A 22,345-nucleotide genomic window follows, 5' to 3' on the forward strand; every position below is an offset into this window, starting at 1 on the left:
AGTTTCACACGGAGTTCACGGAGACCACGGAGTTCGGAAGATCCGGATTTCCTGCATCTCCGTGATCTCCGTGAATTCCGTGTGAAACTCTTCTCCTTCTAGATCATGCAACGACACGAACAGATACCGTTCATCCTGCAGCGCGACGTCGAAGCCATCATGGTGCCGGCAGGCGTGCCGGTGAAACTGCGCGCGGACAAGACCGGCTTCATCACGCAGGCGCTCGGCGGCAGTTTTACCGTCTACGTCGAGGGCAACCTGTTCCGCGTGGCCGGCAAGGACGCGGATGCGCTCGGCCAGGAAGTCGTGACGGGTCCCGAACTGCCGCCCGATGCCACCGACGAGGACGTGAAGAATCTGGTGTGGGAACAGATGCGCACCTGCTACGACCCGGAGATCCCGGTGAACATCGTCGAGCTGGGCCTGATCTACGAATGCGAGATCACGCGCGACGAGAGCGGCGAACGCATCGCCACCATCAAGATGACCCTCACCGCGCCCGGCTGCGGCATGGGCGAAGTGCTGGTGCAGGACGTGCGCGACAAGGTCGAAGCCATTCCGACGATCAAGCAGGCCGACGTCGAACTGGTATTCGATCCGCCCTGGAATCAGACCATGATGTCGGAGGCCGCGCGGCTGCAGACGGGGATGATGTGAGCTGGATCGCCGTCGGCCCGGCCGACTCCATCGCCTCGGGCGACTACGCCCAGCTCGAAATCGACGGCGCGCTGGTCGCCGTCTTCAACATCCACGGCACGTTCTACGCGATCGAAGACGTCTGCACGCACGACGGCGGTGAACTCGCCGGTGGCGCGCTCGACGGCGACGTCGTGATCTGTCCGCGCCACGGTGCGCGCTTCTGCCTGCGCACGGGCGCGGCGCTCACGCCGCCCGCCTACGAACCCGTGCGGACCTACCCGACGCGTATTGTCGAAGGGATCGTGGAAGTGCAATCTGCCTGACTTCGACAGTCCGGATCCGCACTCATGCTGCGTCTCACCCTCGTCCGCCACGCCAAGACCGAACCGGCCGCACCGGGACAGGAAGACTGGGACCGCGCCCTCGAAACTCGCGGACAGCGTGATGCGCCGGAAATGGCACGGCGCCTGAAGGACGAACACGGCAAGCCCGATCGCATTCTCACCAGCCCGGCCATCCGCGCGATCACGACGGCGAACCTCATGTCGCGCGTGCTGGGTGTGCCGGCAGCGAAGATCGTCCAGGACGAACGCCTGTATCTCGCCTCGCCGAAGACGATGCTCGAAGTGGTCAACGAACTGGGCAACAGCGCGAAGCATCTGATGGTGGTCGGCCACAATCCCGGCATCACCGAATTCGCCGACCAGCTCTCCGGCGAACGCTCCATCGACAACATGCCGACCTGCGCCGTCTACACGCTGCAGTTCGACATCGCGCACTGGAACGAACTCGTGTGGGCAACAGGCGTCGACGCCGACTTCGACTACCCCAAGAAGGCGTAAGAACAGGAGATTGGCCGCAAGAAGGCGCAAAAGACTCAAAGTAAAACTGCGCCGGTTTTCTACTGCTCTTTCTTACTTTGTGTTCTCTGCGCCTTTTTGCGGCCATTCGCTGATCGCTTCACTCCGCCGCGATCGTCAACAAACTCGCATTCCCGCCGATCGCTGCCGTATTGATCGTGATGGTCTGCTCCGTCGCGAAGCGGTGCAGGTAGTACGGGCCGCCGGCTTTCGGGCCGGTGCCGGAAAGGCCGCGGCCACCGAAGGGCTGGACGCCGACTACGGCGCCGATCATGTTGCGGTTCACATAGACGTTGCCTGAGCGCACGCGCGAGGCGATGTAGCGCGCCGAAGCATCGACGCGGGTGTGAATGCCCAGCGTCAATCCGTAGCCCGTGGCATTGATGGCATCGATGACTTTGTCCAGGTCGTCGGCGCGGTAGCGGATCACGTGCACGATCGGGCCGAAGACTTCGCGGGTGAGCTGCGAGAGCGAACCGATCTCCACGGCCAGCGGCGCGAAGAAACTGCCTCGATGCAGGTCCGGCGTCAGCGGCCGCGTGTGCTGCCAGCTCGCCCCTTTCGTGATGCGCGCGGCATGCGCCGCGAGCACGTCGCAGGAAGGCTGATCGATCACGGGGCCGACGTCCGTGGCGATGTCCGCGGGATCGCCGATCTTCAACTCGTCCATGTAGCCGGCCAGCAGTTGCAGGACGCGCGGCGCGATCTCTTCCTGCACGAACAACGCGCGCAATGCGGAGCATCGCTGGCCCGCGCTGTTGAATCCGGACTGCACGACATCGAGCACGATCTGCTCGGGCAGCGCCGAGCTGTCGGCAATGAGCGCATTCTGTCCGCCGGTCTCGGCGATCAGCACCGGAATCGGACCGCTGCGTGCGGCGAGCGAACGATTGATCGCCTGCGCCGTTTCCGTCGAGCCCGTGAACGCCACGCCCGCGATGCGCGGATCGGCGACCGCGCGCGCTCCGACGCTGGCACCATCGCCCGTGAGCAGGTGCAGAACGCCGGGCGGTACGCCCGCTTCGAGCAGCAGTTCGACGGCCCGCGTCGCGATCAGCGGTGTCTGTTCCGCGGGTTTGGCGATCACGGCATTGCCGGCGGCCAGCGCCGCGGCGATCTGTCCCGTGAAGATCGCCAGCGGAAAATTCCAGGGACTGATGCAGACGAACACGCCCCGTCCCTGCAGGCGTAGCTCATTGCTTTCGCCGGTCGGCCCGGGCAACGACAGCCCGGCACCGAAGTCCGCCACCGCGCGACTGGCGTAGTAGCGCAGGAAATCGACCGCCTCGCGCACCTCGGAAATGCTGTCGGGAATGGAGCGGCCGCCTTCGCGGATGCAATACGCAACCAGTTCGGGCAGGTGCGCCTCGTACAGATCGGCGGCTTGCAGCAGGATGCCGGCGCGCTCGCCTGCTTCCGTGTCGTTCCATTCGGGTTGGGCAGCGACGGCCGCCGTCACTGCCGCATCGACCACGGCTTCGCTGGCGACGCTGACGGTACCGATCACCTCGCTGCGATTGGCCGGGTTGGTCACGGACTGCGCCTGCGCCGTGACGGCCTTGCCCGAAACGATCGGGTTCGCGCGCCAGGGCTGCGACCCCGCCCGATGAATCCCCGCCAGCAACGCGTCAAGTTCCGCCGGATCGGGCAGGTTCACGCCGCGTGAATTCAGGCGTTCTTCGCCATAGAGATTGCGCGGCAACGGAATGCGCGGATGCGCCTTCCGTTCGAGCGCATCGACCACGGCGACGGGGTCGCGAATGATCTCTTCGACCGCCGTATCCTCATCGACGATGCGATTGACGAAGGACGTATTCGCCCCGTTTTCCAGCAGGCGCCGCACCAGGTATGGCAGCAGTTCCTCGTGCGATCCCACCGGTGCATAGATCCGGCAAGGTTTGTTCAGGCCTGCGGGGCCGACCACCTGCGCATACAGATCTTCGCCCATGCCATGCAGCCGCTGGAATTCGAAGCCGCGGCCGGCGCCATCGGCGAGTTCGAGAATCGTCGCCACCGTCTGCGCATTGTGGGTGGCGAACTGCGGATAGATGACGTCCTCGCCCGCCGCGATCATCTCGCGCGCGCAGGCGACGTACGAGACATCGGTGTTGACCTTGCGCGTGAACACCGGATAGCCGGACAGGCCGCGTTCCTGCGAACGCTTGATCTCGCTGTCCCAGTAAGCGCCCTTCACCAGCCGCACATTGAGGCGTCGTTGCGTCGCTCGCGCCAGCGCTGCGAGAAAGCCGATCACATCCAGCGCCCGTTTCTGATACGCCTGCACCGCCAGTCCGAATCCCTGCCAGCCGGCCAGTTGCGGCGCGCGGGCGACGTGCTCGATCAGCTCCAGCGACAGCTCCAGCCGTTCCGCTTCTTCGGCATCGACCGTCAGCGCGATACCGCCGTCGCGTGCGGCAACCGCGAGTTCCAGCAGGCGTGGCGCCAGTTCCTGATGCACGCGCCTGCGCTGCGTGAACTCGTAGCGCGGGAACAGCGCCGACAGCTTCACCGAAATGCTGGGCGCCGCTTCGATCGACGTACCGCTCGCGACGCTCGCAGCGACTTCGCGGATGGCGGCGTGATAGGCGGCGAGATAGCGGATCGCATCGGGCGTCGTCAGTGCCGACTCGCCGAGCATGTCGAACGAATGGCGATACAGACGATGTTCCTTCGATCGCGAGCGTTCCAGCGCCTCGCCGATCGTCCGACCCATCACGAACTGATGGCCCATGATGCGCATGGCCTGGCGAAAGGCCGCACGCAGCACCGGTTCGCCCAGACGGCCGGCAACGCGCGCGACGAAGCCGCGCGGGTCGTGCAGGTCCTCGTCCGCGGGCCGCACGATCCGCCCCGTCAGCATCAGTCCCCAGGTCGAGGCATTGACGAACAGCGATTCGGCCTGCCCGAAATGCGAGCCCCAGTCGCCGCGCGTGATCTTGTCGGCGATCAGCCTGTCGGCGGTGGCGTCGTCGGGAATGCGCAGCAGCGCTTCCGCGAGACACATGAGGATCACGCCTTCCTGCGAGGACAGATCGTATTGCTGCAGGAAGGCATCGAGCCCGCTGCGTTCCTTCTGGTTTTCGCGAACGCCATCGACGAGTCGGCGCGCCTGATCGGCGATGTGCTGCCGCTGCTCCAGCGTGAGACGCGCACGCTCCGCCAGCGCCGTCACGATCCGTTCTTCATCGCCCAGATAAAGACGGTTGATCTGTTGCGCCACCGATCGCTCAGCACTCATGGCTCACCTGCACCGGCGTTGTCAGTAGATTCCCACGCGCATGACTTGTACCGCAGTCGCAGCATCCCGCCAATCGACGCAAACCGCGCGCAGCGAAACTCCGCCGGTACACTGGCGTCAAAGAGCGTGGATCTTTTGCTGCGCGATGTCCGCAATCGACGACAACTTCCAGGTTCATCCGATGACGTTGAAGTATTCGCGAGCGGATCCACATTTCATCGACCTTCGCCTGCGAGGAACTTCAGTGACGACAGCCGAACCCGCCGCCACTCACGTAACCGTCAACACCTTCATGACCGACGTCGTCGAAGCCTCGGCGACTGTCCCCGTTCTGGTCGATTTCTGGGCACCCTGGTGCGGCCCGTGCAAACAGCTGATGCCGATGCTCGAGCGGCTCGCCAGCGAATACGGCGGGCGGTTCAAGCTCGCCAAGGTGAACACCGACGAACAGCAGGAACTGGCCGGACAGCTCGGCATCCGCAGCCTGCCGACCGTCGTGCTGTTCAAGGATCGCACCAGCGTCGATCACTTCGTCGGCATCGTGCCCGAAGCCCAGGTCCGTCAGATGCTGGACAAGCATCTGCCCAAATCTTCGGACGCGCCGATGAACCAGGTACAGACACTCAAGGCAGCGGGCAACTACGCCGGCGCGCAGGCCGCGGTCCAGCAACTGCTCGCACGCGACCCGGAGAACGTCGGTCTGATCGCCGAATCGGCCGAGTTGCGTGCGCTGGAAGGCGACATCGACGCCGCGCGCGAAACGCTGCAGGACCTGCAGGGGCGCGAGCCGAACCTGCCGGCGGTCAAGCGGCTGGCGGCGCTGATCACCTTCAGCGATGTCGTGGCGCGTTATCCCGACATACGCAGCCTGCGTGAAAACGCGCAGCGCGATCCATCCAATCCGGAGCTGCGTCACGCCCTTGCCGTGCACCAGCTCCTCGGCGGCGATGTCGAACCGGCATTGCAGAGCTGGCTGGAAATGATGCGGACGAACCGCGGGTATCAGGACGATCTGGCGCGCCGCAGTCTGGTGCTGGCTTTCGAACTGATCGGCGATGCCGATCCGATCGTGCCCCAGACCCGGCGTGCGATGGCGCGGCTGCTGTTCTGAGTTCTTCCTGTGGGGCCGGCTTTAGCCCAATGGAACTGCATTAAGGGTTTTCTGCGTTGCGCGCCTCTGGTCTGATCCCCTCCTCCGCGAAGCGGGGGAGGGTTAGGGTGGGGGCATCAACGCAAACTGCGCTGCTTGACTCGACACCCCCATCCTGTCCTTCCCCCGCTACGCGGAGGAAGGGACGCTCGATTCGATCTCATCTCAATCCTTTGGCGCTTAATGCAGTGCCATTGGGCTGAAGCCGGCCCGGGAGCTGTCAGGCTGAAGCCTGACCTACAAGCCGGACGGGGAATCTGAGGACGCGGCACGCGCTCCGGACTGCCGGATCACCAGCAGTTTGTCCTGCGGCCGCAGACGGGAATCCGGCTCGCTGATCTGCAGCTCGCGGCCGTCCCGCACCACGGCGACTGCCAGCACATCGAGATCGCCCGGCAGCTGGCCGATCTCCGCCGGTTTCACCTCGCGCTCGACCAGTACGATGCGGCCGGTCGCACTGATCAGATCCATCACGTAGTTGGCCAGCACGGTCGTATCCAGCGAGCCGGCCATCAGGATGCCGCCGACCCGTGACGGCAGGATCGTCGCGTCCGCACCGCTCTGGCGCAGCAGCTTCTCGTTCTCGGCTTCTTCGACGCGCGCGATGATGCGGACGGTCGGCGCGAGACTGCGGGCGGTGAGCACCACCAGCACGTTGGTATCGTCGCGATTGGTACACACGAACAGCGCCCGCGCCGACGCCAGCATCGCCTCCTGCAACGTCCCCTCGTGCGTCGCGTTGCCGAGGATGCCGATGAAGCCCTGCTCGGCCGCCGCTTCCAGCACTTCGCGATTCAGGTCGACGATCAGTATCTGTTTCCTGTCCATGCCGCGCACCACGAGTTCGTTGGCGGCGCACGCTCCGGAATGTCCGAAGCCGCACACGATGACGTGGTCTTCGAGCTTCGCCTGCATTCTGCGCATCCGGAAATCCTCGATCAGACGTTGCAGGACGAGCTGGTACGCCGTCCCGATGAAGACGAGCCAGGCGAGCAATCGCATCGGAGTGACGAGCACGCTGTCGATGATGCGGGCCCGCTCGGTCACGGGCACGATGTCGCCGTAGCCGACGGTGGTCATGGTGACGGCCGAGAAATACACCACGTCGACGAATGACACGTGACCGTCGAGATGATCGCGCAATCCTTCGCGATCCAGCCAGAACGCCGTGATCACCACGCCATACATGACCAGGATCAGCAGTGCCCGCGCCATCAGCGTGCGGCGCACGCTGGCCTGGCCGCCGACGAACAGCCGCCGTGCGTCCTGCTGCATCGGCCGGTCGAGCGAGCGGTAGATCGGCGACGGCGTGCGCTCTTCCCCGTGTTCCGGCAGTTTGCTCATGGCGGCATTGTGAGCAATCGCCGACCGGCCAGCCAGTTCGTCACGTAAAAGTACGCACGCGGGAACAATTCAGGCAAATGACGCATATGCCAGAATGCCGCGGCATATCACACTCGCAAACAGAAAATCGGGAGGTTCCTTGTGAGTATCGTTCGCGCCACCGCGATTGCGACCGTCGCCCTCATCGCCGCGCTCGCCGGATCGGTGGTCCACGCCGATGAGACCAGGTATCCGTTCTACGGCCTGCTGCGTTCGCGCGATCTCACCACCTTCGGCTTCCTGCGTCTGGACATGCGCCCGGCGTACGCGGTGTCGATCGAGCCCGGCAGCTGGGCCATCGAAACCGAACTCGGCTACCAGAACACCTGGTCATTGAGTCCGGAGGTCGAGAAATACCTCACCGCGCTGGAGCCCACGGGCCGGCGCCGCATCGGCCCCGATGAAATCGCGGCCATCCAGGCGCTGCCGGGCGAGAACTACCTGCTCGATCTGGAATCCGCCAACTTCGATCTGACCTTCCACTACAAATTCGACCAGCACTGGACGGGCTACGCGATCATCAGCGCCGTCAGCTACAACGGCGGCTTCCTCGACGGCACGATCGAGAGTTTCCACAAGGCGCTGGGATTCAGCACGTTCGGCCGGCCGGCGCTGACCAAGAACGACGTGCGCCTGATCTACGACCTGAAGGGCGCGCAGCTGACGAGCCTCGGCTCGCCGACCGATGGCGGCCTCACCGACCCGACGTTCGGTATCCGCTACACGGGTTTCGACATGCCGGAAAAATGGGCGTTCTCGCTCGAAGGCGCAGTGAAGGTTCCGGTCGGCGGCGAACGCACGCTGCTGTCCACGGGCAAGACGGACGTCGGCCTGCAGGCTTCCCTGCAGCGGTTCTTCAATCGCAACGCGCTGTATCTCAATGTGGCGGGCGTCTACTACGCGGGCGCGGAGTTTCCGGTGCGGCAGGGATCGCGCGTGATTCCGACGCTCGTGTTCGGCTGGGAATATGCCTTCACGCAGAACACCAGCTTCAACCTGCAGGGGTACGTCAGCCGCAGCGTCTATACGGACGAACAGACCGATCTCGACGAACTGACCGGCGAGAAATATCAATACACGATCGGCTTCCGCCATCGCTGGAACCAGGTGCTGCTGTCGTTCGGCATCACCGAGAACGTGCAGAACATCAACAACACGCCCGATGTGGGGCTGCAGCTGGGACTGGCCTGGATACCCCAGCGCAAGCCGCGCCCGTAACGATCAGAGCGCGGCGCCGACGAGCCGGCCGAGCAGACTCGTCACGAGCATCGCGAAGGCGCCCCAGAAGGTGACGCGGGCGGCGCCGCGCAGCGGCGAAGCGCCGCCGACCCTTGCCGCCAGGGCGCCGAGAATCGCGAGCGACCCGAGCGACGCCAGCCCGATTGCCACTTCGGGCGACCCCTGCGGCGCCATCACGCTGACGAGCAGCGGCAGCAACGCGCCCGCGGTGAATGACGCTGCGGACGCGAGCGCCGCCTGCACCGGCCGCGGCCGGGAGTGCGGCGTGAATCCCAGTTCATCGCGCGCATGCGCCGCCAGCGCATCGTGACGGGTGAGCTGCTTCGACACTTCCATGGCCAGCGCCGGTTCGAGACCGCGTTTCACGTAGATGGCGGCGAGTTCGCGCTGCTCGTAGTCGGCATGCGTCGCGAGCTGGCGCTTTTCGATTTCCAGATCCGCGCGTTCGACGTCGGCCTGCGAACTGACGGAGACGTATTCCCCCGCGCCCATCGACAGCGCGCCCGCGGCGAGACCGGCAATGCCCGCCACCAGCAGCTGTTCGGCCGACGCCTCGGCCGAGGCGACACCGACCAGCAGGCCCGCAGTCGAGAGGATGCCGTCGTTGGCGCCGAGCACCGCGGCACGCAGCCAGGAAGCGCGATTCGAGAAATGCACGTGGTGACCCATGCGATGACTTCCTTCAGACGACATCCCAGATGAGCTTCGCCGACACGATGAACAGAACGATCTGTACGAAACCGAAGTAGGTCTTCTGCGGCAGGATGCGCACGAGCCGCACGCCGATGAAGGTGCCGGCAACGGCCACCGGCATCAGCCACGCGGCGGCGCGCAGATTGGCCGGCGTGAACTGGCCGAGCGCCCAGTACGGCAGCAGCTTCACGGCATTGATGGCAGCGAACACGATCGTGGTCGTGCCCGCGTAGACCGCCTTGGGCAACTGCTGCGGCAATACATACACCTGGTAGGTCGGTCCGCCGGAGTGCGACACGAAACTGCTGAAGCCGGTCAGCGTGCCCCAGAACAGTCCGCGCGGCACGTCGGCAGGTCTCGGCGTCGGCACGGCATTCCGTTGCCGCCAGGCATTCAGACAGAACAGCACGCCGATGCAGCCGATGATCAGCCCGACCCAGCGTTCGCTGATGATCGAGGCCGTCGCCCAGCCGATGGCGATGCCGACGATGCCCGAAGCGATGAGGATCCGCAGATTGCGCACGTCGAACTCGCGGCGATACGACCACAGTCCGAACAGGTCGCTGACGACGAAGATCGGCAGCAGCAGCGCCGCCGCGGTCACCGGTGAAATCATCAGTGCGAGAACCGGCACGGCGAGCGTGCCGAGCATGCTGAGCCCGCCTTTCGACAGTCCCACCAGCAATGCCGCGAGCGCCGCCACGGCCATCAACAGCGGATCGCCGATGTCCATCTACGGTGTGCCGAGCACGGCCAGGGCCTGCCCGGCCGCGCGGATGCCGCTGTCGAATGCGCCATGCAACGTACCGGCCGCATCAACCGAACAGGCTTCGCCCGCGAGAAAGATCCGTCCATGCAGCGGCTCGCTCAGCTGCAGGCGTCGATGGGCCTGTCCCGGCAGTGCATGGGAATACGATCCCAGCGCCCACGGATCGTCGATCCAGCCGGTGACGAGGCTGTCCTGAACATGGCGAGGAAATGCCGAGCCGAAGATCTGCGCCAGCTCTTCGCGCGCGAACCGTTCGGCTTCGCCCGACTGTTCGAGTTCGCGCGCCAGATCGCCGCCGAAGAATGCCTGCAGCACTTCCTCTCCGCCTGCCCACGCCTGGTAGCTGGCGACTCCCGAGCCTTCGCGCGGCGACATGAAGGTGGTGGGCGCGGTGAAAGGCAGCGTTCCCGGCGCCATGCGCCAGAACACCTTGCCATTCGCGCCCATCGGGATTGCCGCGAGCGCATCCGCGAAGGGCGGCGGCAGTCGCGGCGTGAACCGGATGCCTCCGGACGCAAGCACGGCGGTCGGCACCGTGACGATGACCGCGCCGGCGTCGAGCATGCCTGCATCGGTGGACACTCGAATGCGCGCGCCGCTCGCATCGATGCCGCGTACCGGCGTATTCAGATGCACGTCCAGCCCGGCGGCGGCGTGAGCGATCAGCTTCCCGAGACCGCCTTTCACCGACCAGTCGATGCCCGTGTCCGCGTCGGCATAGTTCATGTAATCCAGATTCGACATGCGCGTGCTTTCCGCGCCGGTCAGGAACGTGACGATGCTGTCGAAGCGGCCGCGATAGCGGTCCTGCGGCAGCAGATCGGCAATGGCGACGTCCCGGCCGCGTGCCGCCGCCTCGCGCAGGATGTCTTCGAAGCGGCCGATCGCCTGTCCGTATTCGATGCGCTGCGCCCCGGACAGCTTTGCGGCACCGAGATGCGTGCCCCATTGCGGCAGCCGTTCGTCGATGACGAAGCCGTGCTGGCGCGCGTAGTCCGTCCAGGGATTGCGATCCGCCGAGTGCAGCCAGGCGGCGCCCATGTCGACAGGAACACCGAGCGCACTCGCGTTCGTCCATGCACGACCGCCGACCCGATCGCGTGCCTCCAGTACCCGCACCGACCGGCGCGCAGCCGTCAACCACCGCGCCGCTGCAATGCCCGCGGCACCCGCGCCGACGACGATGACGTCCGCGTCGCTCACACCGTACTGGCCTGCTTCTGCATTTCGTGCGCCGTCTCCTCGCCCATGTAGGCGTGAATCGCGCGGCGCGTGAGATAGATGAAAGGAATCAGCGCAAAGGCCATCAGGACCTTGTACGCATAGTTCACCGTGGCCACCGCCATGAACAGCGGGATCGGCCACTGCTGCGGCCCGAGCACGAAAGCGATGTACAGCACGATGAAACTGTCGATGAGCTGCGAAACCAGCGTCGAACCGGTGGCGCGCAGCCAGATCCAGCGTTCGCCCGTGAGAATGCGGATGCGATGAAACACGCTCACGTCGATCAGCTGGCCGATCAGGAAGGCCGTCACCGATCCGGCGATGGTCCACATGCCCTGGCCGAAGATGTTGCTGAAGGCCGCCTGCATGTCCGGCACGCCGCGCTCCTGATTGACGCGAATCCAGAACTCCGCGGGCACGAGCGAGATGCTCAGGTAGGCGGCGATGAATCCATAGACGATCAGCCCGACCGTGAGCCACGAAATGAACTGCACGCCGCGCCGGCCGAAGTATTCGTTGATGATGTCGGTCATCAGGAAGACGAACGGCCACAGCAGCACGCCGCTGGTGAAGGACAGGGAGCCGCTTTGACCGAAAAGATTCCAGTTGAGCGGGTCCAGCCCCAGCGTCGGCTCCAGCGCGAAGATTTTCACGCCGACGAATTCGGCACACAGCGCATTCACCGCCAGGAAGGCGGACAGCACGACGAACAGACGAGTGGCACGGGAGCCCAGAGGATTCGTATTCATTCGACCGGACAGAGTCGCCAGAACGGCCGGCAGTATGCATGAGCCGTCCACGCCGGCCCAAACGCGCCATTCGATGTCCTCCCGCGCAGCACGGCATGAACCTGCGCCATGCACGTCGAGCCGCTAGACTCGCCGCATGGCCACGATCACCGCGCTCAACATCTATCCGGTCAAGTCCTGCAAGGGCATCCCGTTGCAGCGCAGCCGCGTTGCGCTGACCGGCCTGGAATACGATCGGCAGTGGCTGATCGTGCGGCCGAACGGGCGCTTCGTGACCCAGCGCGAAGAACCGCGACTGGCGCTGATCGAAACCGCCCTCGCCGACGGCGCGCTGACACTGACCTCGGCACAGGCCGGCACGCTGCGGATCCCCGTGGACGCGAGCGGCGCATCGGTCGACGTGACCTGCTGGCAGGATCGCTGCGCCGCGTTCGACATGGGCGAGGACGCATCGCAATGGCTCGCGACGCATCTCGGTGCGCCGCATCGACTGGTGCGCTTCGATCCAGCACACAAACGTCCGGCCAGCGCGGAGTGGACGAACGGCGTCGAAGCACTGGCGCAATTCTCGGATGCCTTCCCCTTCCTGGTGATCTCGCAGGCCTCGCTGGACGATCTGAACGCGCGCCTGACCGCCCCGCTGCCGATGAACCGGTTCCGCCCGAACATCGTCATCGATGGTGTCGACGCGTACGCCGAGGATCGGGCCGATGAACTGCGAGTGGAAGGCGGCATCACCCTGCGTCGGGTGAAGCCCTGCACCCGCTGCATCATCACGACGACCAATCAGGCCACTGCGGAGCGCGAAGGCGACGAACCGCTGCGTACCTTGCGGACCTATCGCATGAGCAAGGAGCTGCGCGGGGTGCTGTTCGGACAGAACGCCATCCTGCTGGCGGGCGCCGGACGCGAGCTGCGCGTCGGACAATCACTTCTTCTGTAGGTCAGGCTTCAGCCTGACGTCTTTGGAAGGCCGGCTGAAGCCGGCCCCACAGTAAGAAGCTTCAGTTCCCCGACTTGCGCACTTCATGCGCCAGGCGGCGCAGGCCTTCACTCTCCCAGCCGAAGCGGGCCTCGCCATCCGACTCTTCTGCCACCTGGCTCTGCACGGCGACGACATGCGGCGCGACGCGACGGATGACGGTGCTTTCCCAGTCCTCACGCACCAGCGTGCTTTCGGGATCGACGTCCTCGTCTTCGGGATTGACCGCGGGAACGGCGGGACGAGGCATCTTCACGGTGGCGTCTGAATCCGGTCCCTCGATTCCGATCTCGAAGGTCGACTCGCGCTCGATTGTCATAATCGGATCGCCTCGCTCTGTTCGATCAACGGTACTGAATCGTCCCGCGACCGGCTGCCAACCGCATCACATCACGGGTGACGCAGCAGCGGTCTCGCTGGAGACGAACAGGTTTTTTCACGCGCGGATTGCACGCAATCGAGGAGGACAATGAGCGGCGCGCAACGATTGTTCCGCGCCGCGATGTAGGACGTCGCGGACGACGTCCGTAACCCGTCAGTAACCGGACAGCTGCGCGAAGCGATCGGTGTGGAAGTACGCGTCGCCGAAAGTTTCGCCAGCGGCGCATGCGCGCTTCATGAAGAAGCCGATGTCGAACTCATCCGTCATGCCGATGCCGCCGTGCATCTGCACCGCTTCGTTGGTCGCCAGTCGCGCCACGTCGCTGGCCTTGCCCTTCGCCAGACAGATCAGGCTCGACGCGTGCTTCTCCTGCGCATCCAGCGACTGCAGGGCGCGCAGCACGGTCGATCGCACCAGTTCGATCTCGCAGAACAGATGCGCCGCGCGATGCTGCAGGCCCTGGAAGGTACCGATCTTCACGCCGAACTGGTCGCGCTCGCGCAGATAGCCGAGCGTGCGTTCGAACGCCTCTTCCGACAGTCCCAGCAGTTCGGCCGCGAGCACGGCGCGACCCGCATCGAGAACGGCGTCGAGGATCGCCGCGCCCTTGTCGACGGCGCCGATGACGTCGTCCGATGTCACCGCGACGTCGCGCAGTTCCACCGTGGCCGCATTGCGGCTGTCGACGATGCTGACGCGTCGGATGCTGACACCTGCGGCTTTCGGATCCACGAGGAACAACGTCATGCCGTCGCGCCCATCGACATCGCCTGACGTACGCGCCGACACGATCAGCCTGTCCGCGACGTGACCGTCGAGTACGTGAACCTTGGCACCGCTGAGCTTGTACTTGCCCGCGCTGCCGACCGCACGCGTGGCGACGTTGTACGGCGAGTGACGACTGCGCTCGTCGCTCGCCAGCGCCAGCACGACTTCGCCGGCCGCCATCTTCGGCAGCAGCGCCTGCTTCTGTGCGTCGCTGCCGCCCTTCAGCAAGGCGGTCACGCCGAGCACGGCCGTGGAGACGAACGGCGTCGCGCTGAGATTGCGCCCGATTTCCTGCGCAATCAGTCCCGCACCGACGTGGCCGAAACCGACGCCGCCATGTTCTTCCGGCACCAGCACGCCGGCCCAGCCCATCTCCGCCATTTCCTTCCAGACGGCACGGTCGAATCCGGTGGCGTCATTCGAATCGCGCAGCCGGCGCAGTTCGGCAATCGGCGCGCGCTCCGCGGCGAAGCGCTTCGCGGCATCGCGGAACATGAGCTGGTCTTCATTGAGTACGAGAGACATGCGAAAACCTCAGAGTCTTTCGATTCACTTGCAATTTGCAGGTCAGACTTCCGTCTTCCTGTAGGTCAGGCTTCAGCCTGACTGTTTTCAGGCCGGCTAAAGCCGGCCCCACATCACGCCCCCGGCAGCTTCAACACATGCTTCGCAATGATGTTGAGCTGGACCTCGGACGTGCCGCCCTCGATCGAATTGGCCTTGGTGCGCAGCCAGACCGGCGCGAGTTCTTCGGCGCCGCCATCGCCGAACTTCAGACCTTCGGTGCCGGCGATCGACATCATGAGTTCGGCGCGGCGCTTGTTGAGCTCCGTACCGTAGTACTTGAGCATCGACGACATCGCGCCCGTTTCGTTGCCGGCCTTCGCCTCGGCCTGCACGCGTTCCATGGTGAGTGCGAAGGCATTGGCATCGAGCTCGAACTTCGCGATGTCGGCGCGCAGCACCGGATCGGCGAGACGGCCGCCGGCCAGTCCGAGTTCGCCCGCCGCCAGCTGACCCAGCGTGCCCTTGCCGCCGATGCGCAGTCCCAGCCCCATGCCGCCGATCATGTTGCGCTCATGGGTAAGCAGGTACTTCGCGATCGTCCAGCCCTTGTTGAGTTCGCCGAGCAGGTTTTCCTTCGGCACCTTCACGTTGTCGAAGAAGGTCTGGGTGAACGGCGAGTAGCCGGAAATGAGACGGATCGGACGGGTCGAAATCCCGGAGCTCGCCATGTCGAACAGCAGGAAGCTGATGCCATCATGCTTCTTGCCTTCGAAGTTGGTGCGCACCAGGCAGAAGATCCAGTCGGCCTTGTCGCCGTAACTGGTCCAGATCTTCGAACCATTGATGAGGAAGTGATCGCCCTGGTCGTCGGCGCGCGTCTTGAGCGACGCGAGATCCGAACCGGCGCCCGGCTCGGAATAGCCCTGGCACCAGCGGATCTCGCCGCGCACGATCTTCGGAATGTGTTCGCGCTTCTGGGCTTCGTTGCCGTATTTCAGCAGCGCGGGGCCGAGCATCGAAATGCCGAACGACGTCAGTGGTGCACGGCAATTGAGCGCCGCCATCTCCTCGCGCAGCACTTTCGCTTCTTCCTTGCCGAGGCCGCCGCCGCCATAGGCCTTCGGCCATTCCGGCACGGTCCAGCCGCGCTCGGCCATGCGCTGCAGCCACACGCGCTGCGCTTCGTTCTTGAATTTCACATGGCGGCCGCCCCAGCAGACGTCGCTTTCATCGACGACGGGCAGACGCATGTCGGGCGGACAGTTGGCTTCGAGCCATTGACGGGTCTCGCGACGGAAGTCGTCGAGCGAACCGCGCGGAGTTTCGGGTTGGGCAGACATGAGGTACCTGCGCTGAGCCTGGTTGTTTCAATGAGTCAGTGAGCGGCCGATGCCCGCGAATACTTTCGCGGCCTCGCCATAGCCGATCGCACGCTGATCGGCGGCGTTTCCCTGCAGGGCACGCGCATACACGCCCTGCGTGATGGCGGCCATCCGGAAATAGGAGAAGGCGAGGAAGAAGCGCCAGTCGGGAATCTGCTGGCGGCCGGAATGCCGCTGGTAGATCGCGAGGAATTCCTCTTCGCCGGGAATGCCGAGCGCCTGCAGATCGAGCCCCGCGAGGCCAGCGCCGACGTCGCTGCCCGCCGGCATGTGGTAGTACATGCAGGCATAGGCCAGATCGGCGAGCGGATGACCGAGCGTGGCGAGTTCCCAGTCGAGCAAGGCGATGATGCGCGGCTCGGTCGGATGAATGATGGTGTTGCCGATGCGGAAGTCGCCATGGGCGATGGCGGTCTCATCGCGCGACGGCGGATTCGCGGCCAGCCATGCGATGAGCTTGTCCATGTCGGGATTTTCGTCGGTCTTCGAAGCGACGTACTGCCTGCTCCAGCGATCGAGCTGGCGCGCCACGTAGCCTTCGGGCTTGCCGAAGTCCGCGAGGCCGCAGGCCTGGTAGTCGACGCCGTGCAGCGCTGCGGCAACGCGCGCGAAGTCCGCATAGACCGCGCGACGCTCCGGCGGCGTCAGTTGCGGCAGCGTGACGCCCGTGATCACGCGACCTTCGATGTGATCCATCACGTAGAACGCCGTGCCGATGATGGACGTGTCCTCGCACAGCACCCGCGCGCGCGGCACGGGCACCTGATCGGACGGCAGCGCCCTGAGGATGCGGTACTCGCGTTCGACCAGGTGCGCCGACGGCAGCAGCTTGCCGGGCGGCTTCTTGCGCAGGACGTACTTGCGCGAGGCGGTTTCGATCAGGAACGTCGGGTTCGACTGCCCGCCCTGGAATTGCCGCAGCCGGGCCGGCCCGGAAAAATCGTCGAGATGCGTTTCGAGATAACGCCACAGGGCAGCTTCGTCGAAGCGATGCTGCGGCAGTACGTCGATGACGATGACGTCGGAGCCGCTGCCGGTCGTCGCGCCGGACGATGCAAGATTCTGTGATGCGTCTGCCATCGCAATCCCCCGAAGCCGCAGGCTGCAGCTCCGCGCGCTGAACTCTTCCAGTTTGTTTCGTCCCGACTGTCCATGCATCGGGATCTCGCCGGGCGAGCCCGCATTGTATTCGCGACGCGATTGGCCGGGGAAAAGAAACGTGGCGCGACGCGCGCTGCAACGCAGAACTGACGCGGTGTCCGGCTCCGACTGTAGGTCAGGCTTTAGCCTGACTCGGAAAGGCCGGCTGAAGCCGGCCCCACAGGAAGCTAGCGCGAAATCGTCAGCTTGCCGAAGGCGATGCCCAGGTCCCAGCCGCGGCCGGTGCCGCTCAATGCCAGCGACACCTCGCCCTTGGTCATGACGCTCGCCCTGGAAGACTTCACCGCGCCGGCATGCGCTTCGGCCTGGGCATACGAACCGAAGACCTCCTCGATTCCCTTCACGCCGGAGAATTCGCCCCGGCCGTTCTCGATTTCCGATTTGCCGACCGTCAATCCGCCGCCCTTGGCGGACAGTTTCACGCGGGCGGTCTGGCCATTCGAGCATTTCACCGTACCCGTGCCGCTGTAGGTTTTGTAGATCGCCGACCAGCCCTTCATGTTGAAGGTCATGCTGCAGCTGACGTTCGCAGCAGCGAAGGAGGCAACGGGCACGCTCAGAAGAACGGCGAAGGCCATTGCGGAAAGCAGTCTGCGCATGTGTCGGAATCTCCGGTGAAAGGACGGCGTGATGCTGGACGGCGGCAGTTTAACAACCACTGAATGCGGCCCGTGAATCCGCCCCGCTTGCGGGATTCGCTGAATCTGGCGCGCAGCCGGCGCCTCGTGCCAGCATGTCTGCATGAACCATCGACCTGTCTCGCTGGGGGAATTCTTTCGCCTGCATCGCGAGCGCGGCGAGCCGCTGGTGCTCGCCACCATCATCCACACCATCGGCTCGACGTATCGCAAGGCCGGCGCACAGATGCTGATTGCGCAGGACGCCAGCGCCGCGGGACTGCTGAGCGGCGGCTGTCTCGAAGCGGATCTCGTCGAACGCTCGCGCAAGGTGCTGGAAACCGGCAACGCTTCGATCGCCGAATACGACACGCGCAGTTCCGACGATCTGATCTGGGGCATCGGTCTCGGCTGCGAAGGTGCGATGCGCATCCTGCTGACGCGCCTGAACGCAGCCAATGACTACGAGCCCTATGCATTCGTCGATCGCTGCCGCAACCGGCACATTGCCGGCAGCATTGCGCTCGTGACCGCGAGCACGAATCCGCGATTCGCCCTGGGCGCTGCCTTTCGCAGCGACGAACCCGGCGCCTTGCCGGCTGCCGTGCAAACGGCGATTGCTTCGGCCGGCAGCGCAGCGACAGTGAACGCGGACGACATCGAGTTCCTCATCGTCCCCGTCGAGCTGCCGCCGAAACTGCTGATCCTCGGCGCCGGCCCCGATGCCATGCCGCTGGTGGAGATCGCCGGCCTGATGGGCTGGCACATCACCGTGCTGGATCATCGCCCTGCCTACGCCATCGTCGACCGCTTCCCGCGCGCGCGCAGCGTCGAACTGCGACCGGCTGCGACATTGTCCGGCTTCCTCGACGGTACGCGTTTCGATGCGGCCGTGGTGATGAGCCATCACCTCACCTCGGACGAGGCCTATCTCGCGGCACTCGCCGACAGTGCCATTCCCTACATCGGCCTGCTCGGTCCCGCACCGCGCCGCGTGCGACTGATGAACGACATCGGCGAGCGCGCGACACGCTTCGGCAATCGCCTCTATGGTCCGATCGGACTCGACATCGGCGCGAAGACGCCGGAGAGCATTGCGCTCGCCATCGTGGCGGAGATTCAGGCGGTGCTGGCGAATCGTCCGGGGCGGTCGTTCAGTACGGCCGGGAGCGGAATTACGAGAGAGCCGCAAAAGACCGCATAAAAGAAATCGAAGGGATTCTGGTAGAGAGGTCGTTTGCGTGTCCTGCCCCCTCCTCCGCGTAGCGGGGGAGGGTTGGGGTGGGGGCGCACGACAGCGCTCCCTTTCTCAAGCCCCCCATCCTGTCCTTCCCCCGCTGCGCGGAGGAAGGGACGCATTACGCCAGCACACCCTTAACTTTTTAGAAATTCTTTTATGCGGTCTTTGCGGCCTCCGAATCCCCCACCCTCAACGGCAACGACCGCAACCGCTTCCCCGTCAACGCGAACACCGCATTGGCAACGGCGGGCGCGATCGGCGGCACCCCAGGCTCGCCCAGGCCGCCGAGCGCGGCGTCGGAGTGAATGAACTCGACCTTGACGCGCGGTGCGTCGGCGAGCTTCGGCAGCGGATAGTCGTTGAAGTTCGACTGAGTCACGCGACCGTTGCGCACCGTGATCTCGCTGAACAGCGCGGCCGACAGGCCGAAGACGATGCCGCCTTCGATCTGCGCGAGCGCCGTATCCGGATTGACGACGTAGCCGCAGTCGACCGCAGCCCAGACGTTGTGGACCTTGATGCGATCGTCGACGAGTTCGACCTCCGCGACTTCGGCAACGATGGTGCCGAAGCTCTCCACCAGCGCGATGCCGCGTGCGCGGCCGGGTGCAGGTTCTGCGCCCCAGCCGGCGATCCACGCCGCTTTCTCCAGTACGGCGCGGTGCCGCGGCGCATGTTCGAGCAGGTCGCGACGGAACTCGAACGGATCCTTGCCGGCCGCGTGCGCGAGTTCATCGATGAACGATTCGGTGAAGAAGCCGTGCTGCGAGAACTCGACCGAGCGCCACGATCCCGTACGGACGTGACTTGCGACCTTCACTGAGCGGATGTCCTGATTCGGCACGGCATAGGGCACGTGCGCAGCGGCGCCCGCGACGTCGTTGAAGCGCGAGATCCACACGCTCGGTCTGCCGCTGGAATCGATGGCGCCCTTGTAGCGACCGATGACTGCGGGCCGGTAGTAGTCGTGCTGGATGTCTTCTTCGCGACTCCAGATCAGCTTGACCGGCGCCGGCGCCATCGCCCTGGCGATGCGCACCGCCTGATCGATGAAGTCATGGGCGCCCGGCAGACGGCGGCCGAAACCACCACCGAGCGGATGCGTGTGAATGACGACGTCGTCCGCATTCATGCCGGCGGCCTTGGCTGCGACCTTGCGCGCCGCCAGCGGATCCTGCACGCCGACCCACACTTCGCAGCGATCCGCCGCGATGCGCGCGGTCGCGTTCATCGGCTCCATCGAGGCGTGGGCAAGATACGGCACGGCGTACTCCGCCTCGATCGCCTTGCCGGCGCCGCCGAGCGCGGCGGTGGCATCGTCGCTCGAAAACACTTTCTCCGCCTCGCCGGCTTCGAGCGCCCTGGCCGTCGTCGCCGCGAGAGTCTCGCTGGTCTGCGCATCGTTGTCGGTCGCGGTGAATGAGGGAATGAGACTGCGTACCGCCTTCAGGGCGCGCCAGTAGCTGTCAGCGACGACGGCCACTGCGTCGTCCAGCTGCACGACCTTGCGAATGCCCGGTTGCGCGCTGACCGCTGCCGCATCCACCGCGCCGAGCCGCGCACCGAACACCGGCGCCGCGGCAATCGTCGCGTACAGCATTCCGGGAACATCGACGTCGATGGCGTACTGCGCGCTGCCGTCCACTTTCGATGGAATGTCGAGCCGCGGAACCGGCTTGCCGACGAGGGAATACTCCTTGTACGACTTCAGCCGCGGATGCACCGGCGGTTCGAGCTTCGCCGCCTCCGCGGCGAGTTCGCCGAAGGTCGCGCTGCGACCCGATCCCGCATGAACCACCTGCGAGCGCTTCGCATCGCATTCGCTCGCCGGCACCTGCCAGCGCTGCGCCGCCGCCTCGATGAGCATCGCGCGCGCTGCACCGCCGGCGACGCGCATGCCGAGAAAGCCGGTGCCGCGCACCGAACTGCTGCCGCCGGTCACCTGCAGATCCAGCATGCGCGTCAGCCGGTAGGTGCCCCAGTCGATGAAGCGCTCCATGAACTTCGGCACGTCGGCCACCGCGGGCACGAACGCGCGCACCAGATAGCCGTTCGCGTAGAGCAGTTCCGCGGGCGCTTCTTCGACGCGCACGTTGTCCCAGTCGGCATCGAGCTCCTCGGCCAGCATCATCGGCAACGACGTATGCACGCCCTGCCCCATCTCGCAGTGGGGCACGATCACGGTGATGGTGTCGTCGGGCGCGATCCTGAGCCACGTCGTGAGGCGGGCGGCGTCCTTCTCGTCCTCCGGGCGGATGCCGATGCGATTCGGCGCGAACGCAATGCCGCTGAATCCCAGCACCAGCCCGCCGCCGACGAGGCCGCCGGTGGCGAGCACGGCGCGACGCGTCCACTTACCCATGACGCACCTGCGCGGGCTGTGCGCTGTCGTTCGCCTCGACATCGCCGCTGGACAGCTTCAGCGCTGCGGCATGAATGGCGCGACGGATGCGTTCATAGGTGCCGCAGCGACAGAGATTGGTGATCTCCGTGTCGATGTCCTGATCGGTCGGTCGCGGTGTCTTCGCGAGCAGCGAGGCTGCCGCCATCAGCATGCCCGACTGGCAATAGCCGCATTGCGGCACCTGGTGTTCGATCCACGCTTCCTGGAGCGCATGCCGCTGGCCGGAATGGCCGAGCGCTTCGATCGTGGTGATGGCCTGCCCCTGCACGGCCGCCGCCGGAATCGAACACGAGCGCGCCGCGGTGCCGTTGATGTGCACGGTGCATGCGCCGCAGGCCGCGATACCGCAGCCGAACTTGGTGCCCGTGAGCCGCAGCGATTCGCGCAGCACCCACAAGAGCGGCGTGTCGGCATCGACGTCGACGACGCGCGACTCGCCATTGACCGTCAGGATGATTTCCACGATGCAATCTCCTTCAGCCGCGGCGCAGGTCGCGCAAGGCGCGCCTGCCGTGCTTGTCGGGCCGCTGTGCGGGCGCAGGCGCCGCCAGCTTCGCGAAGGCCTTGCGCGCCTCGCGAGCGGCGATGCTTGCGTCGGTCTCGATGTAGTGCAGGCGGGCCTCGGGCGCCGGCCCGCGGCGCACGGGTATGGCCTGCACGATCAGTTCGAAGCGCTGTTCATCGCGCGTGATGAGCAGGCGATCGCCGACGTGCACGAGCCGTGAAGGCTTGATGCGCTCGCCGTTGACGTGCACGAGTCCACCCGCCACGGCGTCGGTGGCCAGCGCGCGGCTCTTGAAGAAACGTGCACACCACAACCACTTGTCGATGCGCAGTCCGGAACTCGTGACATCTGCTGCCATGCAGGCAGCGTACCTCCGGGCGTGAGTCGCGTCACGCCCGCAGCAGTCGGCACGATTTCCCCCCTGCCCAGCGGACGCAAAACCATGCAGCATTC

Annotated in this window: 21 protein-coding genes; 7 read left to right on the forward strand and 14 right to left on the reverse strand. The window is 65.3% G+C overall.

Annotated features, from left to right (window positions below):
• Nucleotides 1-105: 105 nt before the first annotated feature.
• Genes sufT through V7D81_RS02320 form a run of 3 tightly spaced genes read left to right on the forward strand, consistent with a single transcriptional unit; the run spans nucleotide 106 to nucleotide 1,481 of the window.
• Nucleotides 106-657: a putative Fe-S cluster assembly protein SufT gene (gene sufT / locus V7D81_RS02310; protein ID WP_324314199.1), complete on the forward strand. Its 552-nt coding sequence runs from the start codon at nucleotides 106-108 to the stop codon at nucleotides 655-657.
• Nucleotides 654-962 carry a Rieske (2Fe-2S) protein gene (locus V7D81_RS02315; RefSeq protein WP_324314200.1) on the forward strand — a complete coding sequence of 103 codons (309 nt, stop codon included), beginning with the start codon at nucleotides 654-656 and terminating at the stop codon, nucleotides 960-962. The genes sufT and V7D81_RS02315 overlap by 4 nt, the downstream gene beginning before the upstream one ends.
• A 24-nt stretch (nucleotides 963-986) precedes the next feature.
• A complete protein-coding gene (locus tag V7D81_RS02320; RefSeq protein WP_324314201.1) occupies nucleotides 987-1,481 on the forward strand; it encodes a SixA phosphatase family protein in 495 nt (164 codons plus the stop codon).
• A gap of 118 nt (nucleotides 1,482-1,599) precedes the next feature.
• Here the strand turns inward: V7D81_RS02320 and putA are convergent, their stop codons facing one another.
• Entirely contained in the window at nucleotides 1,600-4,737 is a 3,138-nt protein-coding gene (gene putA / locus V7D81_RS02325) for a bifunctional proline dehydrogenase/L-glutamate gamma-semialdehyde dehydrogenase PutA (RefSeq protein WP_324314202.1), read from the reverse strand.
• A 244-nt stretch (nucleotides 4,738-4,981) separates the two neighbouring features.
• On the opposite strand from putA, the gene trxA reads away from it, so the two are divergent.
• A complete protein-coding gene (gene trxA, locus V7D81_RS02330) occupies nucleotides 4,982-5,848 on the forward strand; it encodes a thioredoxin (protein ID WP_324314203.1) in 867 nt (288 codons plus the stop codon).
• Between the two features lie 276 nt (nucleotides 5,849-6,124).
• Here the strand turns inward: trxA and V7D81_RS02335 are convergent, their stop codons facing one another.
• Nucleotides 6,125-7,231, reverse strand: a complete 1,107-nt coding sequence (locus V7D81_RS02335; RefSeq protein WP_324314205.1) for a potassium channel family protein — start codon at nucleotides 7,229-7,231, stop codon at nucleotides 6,125-6,127.
• Between the two features lie 141 nt (nucleotides 7,232-7,372).
• Between V7D81_RS02335 and V7D81_RS02340 the strand changes: the two genes are divergently transcribed.
• Nucleotides 7,373-8,488, forward strand: coding sequence for a DUF3187 family protein (locus tag V7D81_RS02340; RefSeq protein ID WP_324314207.1), 1,116 nt, complete (start codon nucleotides 7,373-7,375; stop codon nucleotides 8,486-8,488).
• Between the two features lie 3 nt (nucleotides 8,489-8,491).
• On the opposite strand, the gene V7D81_RS02345 is transcribed toward V7D81_RS02340, so the two are convergent.
• Genes V7D81_RS02345 through V7D81_RS02360 form a run of 4 tightly spaced genes read right to left on the reverse strand, consistent with a single transcriptional unit; the run spans nucleotide 8,492 to nucleotide 11,944 of the window.
• Nucleotides 8,492-9,178: a VIT1/CCC1 transporter family protein gene (locus tag V7D81_RS02345; protein WP_324314209.1), complete on the reverse strand. Its 687-nt coding sequence runs from the start codon at nucleotides 9,176-9,178 to the stop codon at nucleotides 8,492-8,494.
• 13 nt (nucleotides 9,179-9,191) lie between these two features.
• Entirely contained in the window at nucleotides 9,192-9,935 is a 744-nt protein-coding gene (locus V7D81_RS02350; RefSeq protein ID WP_324314210.1) for a sulfite exporter TauE/SafE family protein, read from the reverse strand.
• Nucleotides 9,936-11,174: a flavin monoamine oxidase family protein gene (locus V7D81_RS02355; protein WP_324314212.1), complete on the reverse strand. Its 1,239-nt coding sequence runs from the start codon at nucleotides 11,172-11,174 to the stop codon at nucleotides 9,936-9,938.
• Nucleotides 11,171-11,944 carry a queuosine precursor transporter gene (locus V7D81_RS02360; protein WP_324314214.1) on the reverse strand — a complete coding sequence of 258 codons (774 nt, stop codon included), beginning with the start codon at nucleotides 11,942-11,944 and terminating at the stop codon, nucleotides 11,171-11,173. The genes V7D81_RS02355 and V7D81_RS02360 overlap by 4 nt, the downstream gene beginning before the upstream one ends.
• Before the next feature lie 136 nt (nucleotides 11,945-12,080).
• Between V7D81_RS02360 and V7D81_RS02365 the strand changes: the two genes are divergently transcribed.
• On the forward strand, nucleotides 12,081-12,887 hold the full coding sequence (locus V7D81_RS02365) for an MOSC domain-containing protein (protein WP_324314215.1): 807 nt from the start codon (nucleotides 12,081-12,083) through the stop codon (nucleotides 12,885-12,887).
• 61 nt (nucleotides 12,888-12,948) lie between these two features.
• On the opposite strand, the gene V7D81_RS02370 is transcribed toward V7D81_RS02365, so the two are convergent.
• The 5 genes from V7D81_RS02370 to V7D81_RS02390 all read right to left on the reverse strand — a co-directional run bounded on the left by V7D81_RS02370 (nucleotide 12,949) and on the right by V7D81_RS02390 (nucleotide 17,725).
• Nucleotides 12,949-13,245 carry a hypothetical protein gene (locus tag V7D81_RS02370; RefSeq protein WP_324314216.1) on the reverse strand — a complete coding sequence of 99 codons (297 nt, stop codon included), beginning with the start codon at nucleotides 13,243-13,245 and terminating at the stop codon, nucleotides 12,949-12,951.
• A 216-nt stretch (nucleotides 13,246-13,461) separates the two neighbouring features.
• Entirely contained in the window at nucleotides 13,462-14,601 is a 1,140-nt protein-coding gene (locus tag V7D81_RS02375) for an acyl-CoA dehydrogenase family protein (RefSeq protein WP_324314217.1), read from the reverse strand.
• Nucleotides 14,602-14,714: 113 nt separating this feature from the next.
• A complete protein-coding gene (locus V7D81_RS02380) occupies nucleotides 14,715-15,923 on the reverse strand; it encodes an acyl-CoA dehydrogenase family protein (protein WP_324314218.1) in 1,209 nt (402 codons plus the stop codon).
• Nucleotides 15,924-15,950: 27 nt separating this feature from the next.
• Entirely contained in the window at nucleotides 15,951-17,045 is a 1,095-nt protein-coding gene (locus tag V7D81_RS02385) for a phosphotransferase (protein WP_324314219.1), read from the reverse strand.
• Nucleotides 17,046-17,293: 248 nt separating this feature from the next.
• The gene (locus V7D81_RS02390) at nucleotides 17,294-17,725 is read right to left on the reverse strand and encodes a hypothetical protein (protein ID WP_324314220.1); all 432 of its coding nucleotides are present in this window, start codon (nucleotides 17,723-17,725) and stop codon (nucleotides 17,294-17,296) included.
• Between the two features lie 142 nt (nucleotides 17,726-17,867).
• On the opposite strand from V7D81_RS02390, the gene V7D81_RS02395 reads away from it, so the two are divergent.
• Nucleotides 17,868-18,947, forward strand: coding sequence for an XdhC family protein (locus V7D81_RS02395; protein WP_324314221.1), 1,080 nt, complete (start codon nucleotides 17,868-17,870; stop codon nucleotides 18,945-18,947).
• Nucleotides 18,948-19,137: 190 nt separating this feature from the next.
• On the opposite strand, the gene V7D81_RS02400 is transcribed toward V7D81_RS02395, so the two are convergent.
• The 3 genes from V7D81_RS02400 to V7D81_RS02410 are packed head-to-tail and all read right to left on the reverse strand — an operon-like array spanning nucleotide 19,138 to nucleotide 22,250.
• On the reverse strand, nucleotides 19,138-21,345 hold the full coding sequence (locus tag V7D81_RS02400) for a xanthine dehydrogenase family protein molybdopterin-binding subunit (protein WP_324314222.1): 2,208 nt from the start codon (nucleotides 21,343-21,345) through the stop codon (nucleotides 19,138-19,140).
• The gene (locus V7D81_RS02405; protein ID WP_349257596.1) at nucleotides 21,338-21,844 is read right to left on the reverse strand and encodes a (2Fe-2S)-binding protein; all 507 of its coding nucleotides are present in this window, start codon (nucleotides 21,842-21,844) and stop codon (nucleotides 21,338-21,340) included. The genes V7D81_RS02400 and V7D81_RS02405 overlap by 8 nt, the downstream gene beginning before the upstream one ends.
• A gap of 19 nt (nucleotides 21,845-21,863) precedes the next feature.
• Nucleotides 21,864-22,250 (reverse strand): RNA-binding S4 domain-containing protein, encoded by a 387-nt coding sequence (locus V7D81_RS02410; protein WP_324314225.1) that lies wholly within the window; start codon nucleotides 22,248-22,250, stop codon nucleotides 21,864-21,866.
• Nucleotides 22,251-22,345: the final 95 nt, after the last annotated feature.

Origin of the sequence: Povalibacter sp. (assembly GCF_036735925.1) — a bacterium.
GTDB lineage: Bacteria > Pseudomonadota > Gammaproteobacteria > Steroidobacterales > Steroidobacteraceae > Steroidobacter.